Consider the following 12,293-nt stretch of genomic DNA (forward strand, 5'->3'; position numbering starts at 1 on the left):
GCTTAGCTAGAAAATTAAGCCAATTTACCTGGGTAGTTTTCGATACCTGGGTTGTCCTTAACACCTTTAAGAACTGGGTGGTTAACTTTCTTCAGCTTCATGTCACCTTTGTGACGACGTAGGTAGTCAGCAGCAACGTCCCACATCAAGCGGCCAGAACCCACTGACTCAACCTGCGCCCAACCGGCAACAGTGTAAGTTTTGTTAGCTTCAAGCGGAGTGCCGTCGTCCAAACGCATGTCAGTAATACGCTTACCGAATTCTGCATTTGGCTCACAAGTGTAGTCCATACCACCTAGACGCACCATGTCACCACCTGATTGCAGGTATGGGTCTTTTTGGAACAGGTTCTCACAGATACCTTCCAGGATATCTTTCATCTGCGCACCGGTCACAGTTGACTTGTAAGTCTCACCGTAAGTCATAGACGTTTCGTCCATGACGCGTTCCATCGTGATGGTTTCGCCTGCCAATACAGACGTACCCCAACGCACACCTGCAGACATTGCGATTTGCGCATCGTGCTCTTCACGCAGCGAGTTTACGATAATCTGGTCCCATGTACCCATGAAGTTACCGCGACGATACAGCGTATCTTCAGCAACTGCCAACTCTTCGCTCAGGATTTCGCCGTAAGTTTTGCCTAGGCGCTCTTTGCTGTGGTAGTAGTCTGGGTTACGTGATTCGATGATGTCGGTGTCATACTTCTTCGCCCACAGGTGGTCGATGAAAGTAGTCACTTCTTTGTCTGCATCCAGAATGTTAGAGAATACAGGCAACAGTTTGTAGTCAACGCCTTTCAACTTACCGTTAACGATGTCCAGGTCCATACAGCCCACGAACTTACCGTTAGAACCGGCGTTGGTTACGTGACATACACCGCCTTCTGGTGTCTTAACTGGGATAGTCTTAGGAATACCGTCGTGCGTGTGACCGCCGAAGATCGCATCGATACCAGAAACGCGAGAAGCCATCTTGATATCTACGTCCATACCGTTGTGAGAGATCATCACGATGGCCGCTGGTTTTTCTTTTTCGCGGATCGCTTCAACCAACTCTTGCAATGCGTCTTCACGCAGACCGAATGACCAGTCTGGGAAGTTTGATTGTGGGTTAGCGTTAGCTGTACGTGGGAACGCCTGACCAACCACAGCGATACGCTCGCCGTTTACGATTTTGATGGTGTAAGGTTTGAATGCACGCGCTTCGTCTTCGCTGTACAAACCAGTACCGTTGTGACGTTCTACCATTTCACGGTATGCGTCGCCGAACAAAGAGTCTTCTTTGATACGGATGTTTTGAGCCAGGAATTCACCCTTGAAGTTGTTCAGGTTACGCAACACTTCTTCTTCAGTGTAGGTAAATTCCCAGTGACCGGTCATGATGTCTACGCCCAACAGGTTAGACGCTTCAACCATGTCACCACCGCGTGTCCACAACGCAGTACCTGAACCGTGCCACAAGTCACCACCGTCCATAGTCAAGGTGTTTTCACGGCCGCCCGCTTGTTCACGCAGCTTGTCCAGCAACGTTTTAACGTGCGCGAAACCACCTACTTTACCGTAAGTTTCAGAAGCTTCCTGGAAGTTGATGTAAGTGAAAGCGTGCGCCAGAGGCGTACCTTCTTGAACACCGATCTCTTTCAACAGTTTTGTCCCTACAACGTGTGGCAGCTTGCCGAAAGCAGGACCAGTGCCCAAGTTTACGTTTGGTTCACGGAAATAGATCGGCTTTAATTGCGCGTGTGTATCTGTAATGTGCAGAAGACGAACCTTGCCTTTCATTGGCTGGTTGTAGATTTCTGCAGATGCTTTAGCAGCCGCTGCCTTGTCTGCACCACCTGACATGGCGCTCGCTGTACCTGGTAACATCCCTGCGGCCGCAGCCATAGACATTACGTGTAAAAATTCACGACGATTTAAAGACATTCGGTCTCTCTCCGTTTTAGTTTTAAGATGCGTAGCCCGCCAAACTCAACAGGCCACCTTTAAAAAAGTCCAACAAATTTACTGGCCCGGGTGAGCAAAGTCAAATAAACGAAAGTTATTTGACTATAAGGTTTCTGGTATAAGAACTTTTGCTAACCCTATTAATTTAGCGCTTAGCCTACCCACTTACGCGCGTTGCGGAACAGACGCATCCAAGGCGCATCCTCCATCCAGTCATCTGGATGCCATGAGTTCTGCACGGTACGGAAAACACGCTCCGGGTGCGGCATCATAATGGTGACGCGACCGTCCGGCGTGGTCAGTCCGGTCATGCCGTTGGCCGTGCCGTTCGGGTTGAACGGATAGGTTTCAGTCGGATTACCCTGGGCATCGACATAACGCACGCCAACCAATCCGTCCACTTGCGCGGCGTTACCGGCACCGAAATCCATGCGCCCTTCACCGTGCGCCACCGCCACCGGAATACGCGAACCTTCCATGCCTTTCAGCAAAATAGAAGGCGATTCTTGAATTTCGACCAAAGAGAAGCGTGCTTCAAATTGCTCTGAGGTGTTGCGCACAAACGCCGGCCAGTTTTCCGCACCCGGAATAATCTCTTTGAGGTTGGAAAGCATCTGGCAGCCGTTACACACACCCAACGTAAAGGTGTCTTCACGCTTAAAGAAACCTTCAAACGTGGAACGCGCCGTTTCATTAAACAGAATCGAGTTCGCCCAACCGCGACCTGCGCCCAGCACGTCACCGTAAGAGAAGCCGCCGCAAGCGACCAGACCGCGGAAGTCGTCAAACTTGACTGCACCGGACAGCACATCCGACATATGCACGTCAATCGCGTCAAACCCGGCTTTAGTGAAGGCCGCCGCCATTTCCTGCTGGCCGTTTACGCCTTGCTCACGCAAAATCGCCACCTTGGGACGCGACTTGCCGGCAAACTCGGCGGTGATGTCCTCATTAATATCAAAGGTCAATTTCACTGACAATTCGGTATTGGCATCATTGTCGATCGCATCGAACGCCTGCTTGGCGCAATCGGCATTGTCACGCAGCGCTTGCATACGGTAAGAGGTTTCTGACCACCACTTCTGCAACGTTTTACGCGGTTTGCTCAGTACCGCCTTACCATGTGCATTGATAACAATCTGATCATCCTGCACAGGCGAACCGATCCAGTGCGTCATTGCACCCAAACCGTGGGCGGCAAGAATATCGGCAACACGTGCCTTATCAGCAGACTTAACCTGCACAACCACACCCAACTCTTCGGCACACAACGCCGCAACCGGCTCATTACCCAATGCAGACACATCCACATTCAAACCGCAGTGGCCGGCAAAGGCCATCTCTGCCAGCGTCACCAGCAAACCGCCGTCGGCGCGGTCGTGATATGCCACCATCAAGTCTTCGGCCAACATGGCTTGCGTGGCGTTGAACAGATTAATCAGGTCATCCGCTGAATCCAGATCGGCAGCAATGTCGCCAATTTGGTTATAAACCTGTGCCAAACAACTCGCACCGATGCGGTTTTGGCCGCGACCCAAATCAATCACCAATAATTCCGTGTCACCCAGATCGGTACGCAACTGCGGTGTGACGGTTTTGCGCACATCTTCAACCGGCGCAAAGGCGGTGATGTTCAACGAAACCGGTGAAATCACCGCTTTGTCCTGATCGCCGTCTTTCCAGACGGTTTTCATCGACATGGAGTCTTTACCAACCGGCACGGCGATACCCAATGCAGGACACAATTCCAACCCGACGGTTTCAACGGCGTCATACAAAGCGGAATCCTCGCCCGGATGCCCGGCCGCGGCCATCCAGTTGGCGGACAATTTAATGTCGCTCATTTTGGCGATTTTAGTACAGGCGATATTGGTAATCGCTTCGGCAATCGCCAAACGCGCCGAAGCCTTCGGGTTAATCAGCGCGACTGGTGGGCGCTCGCCCGAGGCCATCGCTTCACCCGTATAAACAGTGTAATCAGAACAGGTAATACCCGCGTTGGCCACCGGCACCTGCCAAGGTCCGACCATTTGGTCACGCGTCACCATACCGGTGATGGTACGGTCACCGATAGTAATCAAGAAAGACTTGTCGGCGATCGTCGGCAACTTCAACAGACGCTCAGTCGCCTCTTCCAAGTCAATCACCGCCGTTTCAAAACCGGGCTGAGGAATCAGGCGCGATTCGACCTTGCGATGCATCTTAGGCGGCTTGCCCAACAAGACATTCAACGGCATATCCACCGGATTGTTGTCAAACACCGTATCGTTCACGACCAATTGCTGTTCGGCTGTCGCCTCACCCACCACCGCGTAAATGCAGCGTTCACGTTTACAGATTTCGATAAACTGATCGATCTTGTCCGGATAGACCGCGATAACATAGCGTTCTTGCGATTCATTACTCCAGATTTCCATCGGCGACATGCCCGGTTCGTCATTCGGCACTTTGCGCAAATCGATACGCCCGCCTTTACCGGCATCGTTTACCAACTCAGGGAAGGCGTTGGAAATACCGCCTGCGCCCACGTCATGAATCGACGCGATTGGCGTGTCTTTTCCTAAATAAGTACAACGGTCAATTACCTCTTGTGCACGACGCTCCATCTCCGGGTTTTCACGCTGCACTGATGCAAAATCCAATGCCTCGGAACCGGAACCGCTATCCACCGAAGACGCCGCACCGCCACCCAGGCCGATCAACATCGCCGGGCCACCCAGAATAACCAGCTTGGCACCGACCGGAATATCGCCTTTTTTGATATGCATATCACGGATATTACCCAAACCGCCGGCCAACATAATCGGCTTGTGATAACCGCGCATCTCTTCACCGTTGTGCGTCATCAGCGGATTTTCATAGGTACGGAAATAGCCGTTAATGGCCGGACGCCCGAACTCGTTGTTGAAGCCGGCCGCACCCAGCGGCCCTTCGATCATAATCTCAAAAGGCGTGACAATACGCCCGGGCTTGCCGTATTCACGCTCCCAAGGCTGTTTGAAACCCGGAATATTCAGGTTAGATACCGTAAAACCAGTCAGGCCGGCTTTAGGCTTGGAACCACGGCCGGTCGCGCCTTCGTCACGGATTTCACCGCCTGAACCGGTTGCCGCACCCGGCCAAGGAGAGATGGCCGTCGGGTGGTTATGGGTTTCCACCTTGATTTGGAAATGCACCGGCTCTTCCGAAAACTCGTATTTACGTGTTTCCGGATTCGGGAAGAAGCGCGTCGCTTGTGGCCCTTCCAATACCGCCGCGTTATCACTGTAAGCGGACAGTACGCCAGCCGGACTCTTTTGATAGGTATTACGGATCATACCAAACAATGAATTTGGCTTGTCTTGACCGTCGATAGTCCAATCAGCATTAAAGATTTTATGACGGCAGTGCTCGGAGTTGGCCTGCGCAAACATCATCAGCTCAGCGTCTACCGGGTTACGCTGCAAACCGTTAAAGGCATCCACCAGATAATCGATTTCATCCTCGCTCAACGCCAATCCCATTTGACGGTTGGCTTGAACCAAGGCTTCACGACCGCCGCTCAATACATCCACCGTCGTCATCGGCTTCGGCGTTTGATGCGAGAACAGGTTTTCCAGACCGGCAAAAGAGGTGTGTACCTGCTCCATCATACGGTCATGCAACGCCGCTTGCATTACCTGCATATCGGCTGCTGCAACACCTTTCATAAAGTAAACGATACCGCGCTCAATGCGTTTAACCGCATCAATACCGCAGGTGTGGGTAATATCCGTTGCCTTCGAAGACCATGGAGAAATGGTACCCAAACGCGGCGTGACCACGCAGCTTTGCGCATCCAAGGTCGCATCCAGGTTATCTTGCGTATTGTTCAACAAGGTTTTTAAATGGGCGATATCATTCGCGCTTAACTCACCATTCAATTCGACAAAATAGACATATTGCGAACGAATCGCTTCGATTGACCCCAACGCCTTAAGCTTAGTCAACAACTGATTTAAGCGATAGTGCGAATGCGCCGGTTTACCCCAAATAATCTGCATAGAACTGTCCTTCAAAAAACAAAAACCCCCGAATCTCGAGGGCAAAAAACTAAAATCGGTTACTGACCCAATAAACCTAAACGCTTGAACAAGTATTTGCGTTTCTCTTCATTAAGCGGCACATCGTCTTCCAGCGCCTTGGCCGTCAAATAGGTTTTGGCTGCATCTTTCTCATCCGCTTCCAGCTGCAATACCACCACTTTCGGCAACTGCACCTTGTCGGCATCATCTTTCCAGAAGGCCAGCTTGCCCAAGAACGAATCGTCTTTGCGCGCTTCGTCCGGCACTTTCACCATTAACTGACGCTTGACCTTGTCTGACTCATCCACCTGCCAATCGGCACGATAGATCATGGCTTGCAAATAACTCCAGCTCTGGTCCATATTGGCGTGCAATACCAGCCCGGCCAACTCCTGCTGTCCGTTGAACTCCTCGGTCATCTTGCCGGTCACTTTCAACTGCGCCAACGCCACATCCGACGTGGAGCCGAAGAAAATCATCGCCTGGTACAGGGCTTCGGCTTCAAACAGAGGGTTATATGGCTTGATACGCCACTGTTCTTCTCCTCCGACACCAAGATTGCTATCCGGTGAGAACAGCATATGGTGATGGAAATAGACGCGCGTTTTATGGCTATTCATGTCGGTTTCAATGCGTGCCACCAAACGGTCATAAACACCGTCGGCGATTTCAGGACGCCAGCTATTGAGCAGCTTGGTCAGGAAGCCGACATCATCCAGCGGCACCAATGTCGTACGTTTGGTGAACTTGGATTTGATAATACCGATATCCTTGCGCTCTTCCTCCACTTCCATTCCCAGCGTATTCAGGAAGCGCTTGATGCTCTGCCACACATGCTCGCTATTAACCGTATCCACTTCCAGCCAACGCTCGGACAGATTGGACTGGATAGCCACACCATCCGCTTTATAGGTAGGAATGTAATCGTTCTGCTTAACCTGAGCTTGCGACTGCTGGAACACAATCTCCATCTGCTCCTGTTTTTTGGAAGGATGGAACAGGTTAGGCGGCATTTCGAGGTTACGCGCCAACTCTTTGTTGTTTTCGCGATAATTCGGCTCATCCGAACCTAACAGATTGGAAACGGTAGAACAACCGCTTAAGCCCGTCATAGAACCGGCCAGTGAAACAGTCAGAACGATTGGTAGCAACTTTGTGGTTGATTTCATGCGTGCGGTATGTCTCTTGATTTGACGAAATTAAAGAATGCCGGCTTGCTGCATCGCAGCACGGACAACCGGTTGGGCGTTTGCAGACAGCGGCGTGAGCGGCAGGCGAATGGCGTGACCGATCAACCCCATTTCCGCCAGGGCCCATTTGACCGGAATCGGATTGGATTCAACAAACAGATCGCGATGCAGCGCCGCCAAAGGGGCATCCAGGCGGCGTGCGGTTTCCGCATCACCGGCCAAGGCAGCTTTATAAATTTCATGACACGCCTTAGGCGCCACATTGGCGGTGACCGAAATGCCGCCGTGTCCGCCGGCCAGAATGAAATCGACCGCAGAGGCATCATCGCCGGTATACAGATCAAAATCCTCGCTGACACCGGCCTTGATTTTGGCGATGCGAGAAATATCCCCGGTCGCTTCCTTGATGCCGACAATGTTCTTGATTTTGGAAAGACGGATGACCGTTTCGGGCAACATGTCGCAGGCGGTGCGACCGGGAACATTGTAGAGAATCTGAGGGATATCGACCGCTTCAGCCACCTTTTTGTGATGGAGATAGAGACCTTCCTGAGTCGGCTTATTGTAGTAAGGCGTGACCAGCAAGCAGGCATCTGCACCGGCATCCTTGGCGCACTGCGTCAACTGAATGGCTTCGCTGGTTGAGTTAGCGCCCGTACCGGCAATCACCGGAATACGCTTATTGACCTTGTCGACAACGAACTTGACCACCGCGCAGTGTTCTTCCATATCCAGCGTCGCAGATTCGCCTGTTGTACCTACCGCAACAATGGCATCCGTACCCGCTTCAATATGAAATTCCACCAATTTTTCTAGCGATGCAAAATCAACCGATTCATCATCTAACATAGGTGTGACCAAAGCCACCATACTGCCTCTAAACACGGCGAAATACTCCAATAGATTAGCGCTAACTCAAAAAAGAGTAATCTTACCCTTTCCCCCTCAACTCTTCAACTTAAATTAACCCCCGGATTCAGGCGCCCCAAGGCAATTTTTAGGCACTGAAATAATTCGCTTTTTTAAAGGTTGAATCACTCTTTAAAACTCGGCATACTGGACTCAAATCAACGTTAAAGGAAAAGCTTATGAGCCTTGCCATAGGTGAAAAAATCCCCGATTTCTCGCTTCCCGCCACCTCCAATCGCACCATCAGCCAAGCCGATTTTCGCAATCGCTACACGGTTCTGTATTTCTACCCCAAAGACAGCACCCCGGGATGTACGTCAGAAGGCCTCGACTTTACCGCGCTGCACAATGCATTTGCACAACTAAATTGTCAGATATTCGGTGTCTCTCTGGATTCGATGCAACGCCACGAAAACTTCAAAAGCAAACAGGCGTTTGCATTTGACCTGATTTCCGACACCGATGCCGTGCTGTGCAAACTGTTCGGCACATACCAGCTCAAGAAAAACTTCGGCAAAGAGTACATGGGCATCGTGCGCAGCACCTTTTTAATCAATCCGCAAGGCGAACTGGCCGCGCAATGGCGCCAGGTCAAAGTCAAAGGGCATGCGCAGGAGGTACTGGAGAAACTTAAAACACTTTCCCGCTAGTCCGCACACCCGCTAACCCGGCCTGTTGAGAATTTTTAGCGTCAGAATTCACGCAAAACCTAACGATGCTCTTACGATTACAAGGAAGCCTTCCATGACAAACGAAAGCCGTAAATTGTTCATCCTCGACACCAACGTACTCATGCATGACCCCATGGCGCTGTTCAATTTTGAAGAGCACGACATCTTCATCTCCATGACCGTATTGGAAGAGCTGGACACCGCCAAGAAAGGGATTTCCGAGGTTTCCCGCAACGTGCGCGAAACCAACCGTTTGATCGACCAGATTATCAGCGACGCCTCTTTCGAAGAGATCAAACAGGGCCTGCCGCTAGAGCGCATTCATCCGGGCAACGGCAAGGAACGTTTGCATCTTGGCAAACTGTTTTTTGAAACCGAGCCGCTACTGGCCAAGCTCCCCATCTCCCTGCCAAGCCATAAAGCCGACAACCACATCCTGCAGACCGGCCTGGCTCTGAAGGAACGCTTTCCGAAGCGCAACGTGACGTTGGTCACCAAAGACATCAATATGCGCATCAAATCCTCGGCCGTAGGCCTGCATTCCGAGGATTACTTCAACGACCGCGTGCTTGAAGATGTCGACCTGCTTTATACCGGCTGGGAAAAACTGCCCGAACACTTCTTCGAAGAACACGGCAAGGAGATGAAATCATGGCAGGACGGCAGCCGCACCTTCTATGAACTGAACGTTGGCAAGGACTGCACCTGGCACGCCAATCAATGCCTGGTCAGCGAAAACGAGGCCGGTTTCAACGCGATTGTGCGCTCCGTTGCCAACGGCAAAGCCACGCTCGAATACATGCAGGATTATGGCCGCGGCTCCCACGGCGTCTGGGGCATCCAGGCGCGCAACCCCGAACAGAACATGGCGCTCAATTTCCTGATGGATCCGGAGATCGACTTCGTTTCACTGCTCGGGATTGCCGGTACCGGTAAAACCCTGCTGGCACTGGCTGCGGCGCTGGAACAGACGTTGGACATGAACATCTACAACGAGATCATTATGACCCGCGCCACCATCCCGATCGGCGAGGACATCGGCTTCCTGCCCGGTACCGAGGAAGAGAAAATGACCCCCTGGATGGGCGCCTTGATGGACAACCTTGAAGTGCTCACCTCTGCCGAAGGCAGCGCCACCAACTGGGAGAAGGAAAGCACGCAACAGCTGATCAGCAAACGCATCAAGATTAAATCGATGAACTTTATGCGCGGTCGCACCTTTCAGAATAAATTCATTATCCTCGACGAGGCGCAGAACCTGACCTCCAAACAGATGAAGACCCTGATTACCCGTGCGGGCAACGGCACCAAAATCGTCTGTATCGGCAATATCGGGCAGATCGACTCCCCCTATCTTTCGGAAACCACCAGCGGTTTGACCTATGTGGTCGACCGTTTCAAAAACTGGCCGCATAGCGCGCACATTACCCTGCAACAAGGCGAACGTTCGCGACTCGCCCTGTACGCCTCTGACAACCTGTAACAGCGCATCGCCAAAAAGCAAAAAGGCCGCAATGCGGCCTTTTTCTATAGCTATTTAAGTATCAGCTTGAGCCTTGTGGCCTCAACCGCTATTACTTAACACGATCCTTCATCACTTCTGCCGGCAGGGTAAAGCCCTGCTCCAACGCCTTGTCACGGCAGTAGTTGATCGCGAAATCCAACAACTCACCCACTGCACGATGGCGGAACTTATGCTTCTGACGTACATGCGAGAACGGACGTACAATCGGCGGATCCAACGGGATCGCTTTCAAGGTATTCAAACGCAGCTCTTTTGACAGCGTGGTGCGCGACACAATCGCCAGACCCACACCCGACTCCACCGCCATTTTGATAGCCTCAGGGCTGCCCAGCTCCATCACCACATTCAGGTCGCTGTAGCTCAACCCTTGCTCGCGGATGTAGTTGTCGATAACCGAACGCGAACCGGAGCCCTCTTCACGCGAAATGTAAGGGTACTTGCGAATCTCTTCAATAGAAACCCGGTCGCGTTTGGCCAGAGGATGATCCAACGGGCAAATCAACTGCATCTCATCCAGACGGCAGACGTCGACTTCCAGGTTTTTATTGTGAACCGGCGCTTCCACCAGGCCCAAATCGATCATATTGTTCTCGACCATCGAAACAATCGCATCGGTATTGCCGACCTGCAGGCGGATATTCACATCCTCAAACTGCTTTTTGAATGCGCCCAGCAGGCTCGGCAGCATATATTCGGCAATCGTGGTACTCGCACCGATCACCAAACTGCCGGTCACCTCACCGGTCAACTCGCGCACTTCACTGTTCATCTTCTCGTAATGCTCGAGAATCTGGTCGGCATAGTCATAAACCACTTTACCGGCCTCGGTCAGCGTGATCTTGTTGTGGGTACGATCAAACAGACGCGTATTGAAAAAATCTTCCAGCTGCTTTACCTGAAACGTCACGGCCGGCTGCGTCATATGCAGTGTTTCAGCCGCTTTGGTAAAACTCATGACTTTGGCAACGGTATGGAATACCTGAAGACGTCTATCTGCCATCCGAAATTTCCTTTATGGTCGATAAAATATTTTAAAGCTTTCAGAATATAGGCCTTTTATAGGCCAATGTCAAACATATTAATGGCCGCATAAAGCGGCCGCCAACCGGCTTTCAAGGCGACTGCATCCATCCCAGTTCAGCCAACCTGAAATAACCACTTGTTTTAATTGGTTTTGGTCTTTTCCAACTGGTTTTTCAGTTCGCGGATTTCGCTGGTCATATGTTTAACGATCTTCTCAACATGCTCTTGATTTTCAAGCGTTTGCTTTTCCAAACGCTCCTCCATCAAACGCACATAATTCAAAATCTCGCGCTCCTGCTGGCGCTGGCCGCTGCCAATCAAAAACGCGGCGATATTCGCGGTCACCAACGAAAACAGCACAACCCCGAACAAAATCAGAAATGCGCCAAACAGACGGCCGTTTTCGGTGGCCGGCACCACATCGCCGTATCCCACCGTCGTCACCGTCACAATCGCATACCAGATACCATCCGAAAAGGTGCGGTCTTCCAGATAGGCAAAGGCACCGCCGGCCCCCACTATCAGAAAGGCGGCGCCGACCAGTATCTGCCCGAAACGGTGCCGTTTAAGAACTGCTTCGGCATCGCGATAAAAGTGCGCAAAGAAACGCAAAAACATCAACAGTCTGAGCGAACGGACAATCGCGATCCACTCGCTGCTCCACTCGATCACCGGGCAGGCAAACAGCACAATCAACACATTCAGCCAGTTTTCGAGCAGATAACGCTTGCGGTCGCTCACGTTATAGAGATTGACCCCCAACTCGGCTGCAAAAACCACCCAGACGACAACCGACACCCAATAGGTATCGAGTGAAGAACCGGAGTAAAACAGCAACAGCTGCACAAAAACCGCAAAAACCGCCAGCAGTACCAACACTTCAAGCTGCGCGCCGATGCGCTTGGCTTTGGCATTCTCACGATAACTGACGCCGCTGATGCCGAGTAAAACCTTATAATCCATAATCTCTCACCACCGTTTGA

The 12,293-nt window shown here is 51.6% G+C and carries 8 protein-coding genes; 2 read left to right on the forward strand and 6 right to left on the reverse strand.

Features of this window, described 5'->3' with window-relative positions; translation table 11 throughout:
• Positions 1-14: 14 nt before the first annotated feature.
• From HZ297_RS00865 to dapA, 4 genes are all read right to left on the reverse strand, one after another.
• Positions 15-1,928, reverse strand: a complete 1,914-nt coding sequence (locus HZ297_RS00865) for a 5'-nucleotidase C-terminal domain-containing protein (RefSeq protein ID WP_178860989.1) — start codon at positions 1,926-1,928, stop codon at positions 15-17.
• A gap of 173 nt (positions 1,929-2,101) precedes the next feature.
• On the reverse strand, positions 2,102-5,971 hold the full coding sequence (gene purL, locus HZ297_RS00870; protein WP_178860991.1) for a phosphoribosylformylglycinamidine synthase: 3,870 nt from the start codon (positions 5,969-5,971) through the stop codon (positions 2,102-2,104).
• 59 nt (positions 5,972-6,030) lie between these two features.
• Positions 6,031-7,161, reverse strand: coding sequence for an outer membrane protein assembly factor BamC (locus HZ297_RS00875; RefSeq protein ID WP_178860993.1), 1,131 nt, complete (start codon positions 7,159-7,161; stop codon positions 6,031-6,033).
• Between the two features lie 30 nt (positions 7,162-7,191).
• A complete protein-coding gene (gene dapA / locus HZ297_RS00880) occupies positions 7,192-8,067 on the reverse strand; it encodes a 4-hydroxy-tetrahydrodipicolinate synthase (RefSeq protein ID WP_343034737.1) in 876 nt (291 codons plus the stop codon).
• Between the two features lie 203 nt (positions 8,068-8,270).
• Here dapA and HZ297_RS00885 point away from each other — a divergent pair, with 203 nt between their 5' ends.
• Together HZ297_RS00885 and HZ297_RS00890 are read left to right on the forward strand one after the other, a co-directional pair.
• Positions 8,271-8,741, forward strand: coding sequence for a peroxiredoxin (locus HZ297_RS00885; RefSeq protein WP_178860995.1), 471 nt, complete (start codon positions 8,271-8,273; stop codon positions 8,739-8,741).
• Positions 8,742-8,835: 94 nt separating this feature from the next.
• Positions 8,836-10,245, forward strand: coding sequence for a PhoH family protein (locus tag HZ297_RS00890; RefSeq protein WP_178860996.1), 1,410 nt, complete (start codon positions 8,836-8,838; stop codon positions 10,243-10,245).
• Between the two features lie 91 nt (positions 10,246-10,336).
• On the opposite strand, the gene HZ297_RS00895 is transcribed toward HZ297_RS00890, so the two are convergent.
• Both HZ297_RS00895 and HZ297_RS00900 read right to left on the reverse strand, forming a co-directional pair.
• Positions 10,337-11,287 (reverse strand): LysR family transcriptional regulator, encoded by a 951-nt coding sequence (locus HZ297_RS00895; RefSeq protein WP_178860998.1) that lies wholly within the window; start codon positions 11,285-11,287, stop codon positions 10,337-10,339.
• Positions 11,288-11,451: 164 nt separating this feature from the next.
• Positions 11,452-12,273 carry a potassium channel family protein gene (locus HZ297_RS00900; RefSeq protein ID WP_178861000.1) on the reverse strand — a complete coding sequence of 274 codons (822 nt, stop codon included), beginning with the start codon at positions 12,271-12,273 and terminating at the stop codon, positions 11,452-11,454.
• Positions 12,274-12,293: the final 20 nt, after the last annotated feature.

Origin of the sequence: Thiomicrorhabdus cannonii (assembly GCF_013391695.1) — a bacterium.
GTDB classification, from domain to species: domain Bacteria; phylum Pseudomonadota; class Gammaproteobacteria; order Thiomicrospirales; family Thiomicrospiraceae; genus Thiomicrorhabdus; species Thiomicrorhabdus cannonii.

Excerpts from the sequence above, each read along its gene's own strand:
- HZ297_RS00890 (WP_178860996.1), top strand. The coding sequence starts at position 8,836 with ATGACAAACGAAAGCCGTAAATTGTTCATCCTCGACACCAACGTACTC.
- HZ297_RS00875 (WP_178860993.1), bottom strand. The coding sequence starts at position 7,161 with ATGAAATCAACCACAAAGTTGCTACCAATCGTTCTGACTGTTTCACTG.
- HZ297_RS00900 (WP_178861000.1), bottom strand. The coding sequence starts at position 12,273 with ATGGATTATAAGGTTTTACTCGGCATCAGCGGCGTCAGTTATCGTGAG.
- HZ297_RS00865 (WP_178860989.1), bottom strand. The coding sequence starts at position 1,928 with ATGTCTTTAAATCGTCGTGAATTTTTACACGTAATGTCTATGGCTGCG.
- HZ297_RS00885 (WP_178860995.1), top strand. The coding sequence starts at position 8,271 with ATGAGCCTTGCCATAGGTGAAAAAATCCCCGATTTCTCGCTTCCCGCC.
- HZ297_RS00895 (WP_178860998.1), bottom strand. The coding sequence starts at position 11,287 with ATGGCAGATAGACGTCTTCAGGTATTCCATACCGTTGCCAAAGTCATG.
- purL (WP_178860991.1), bottom strand. The coding sequence starts at position 5,971 with ATGCAGATTATTTGGGGTAAACCGGCGCATTCGCACTATCGCTTAAAT.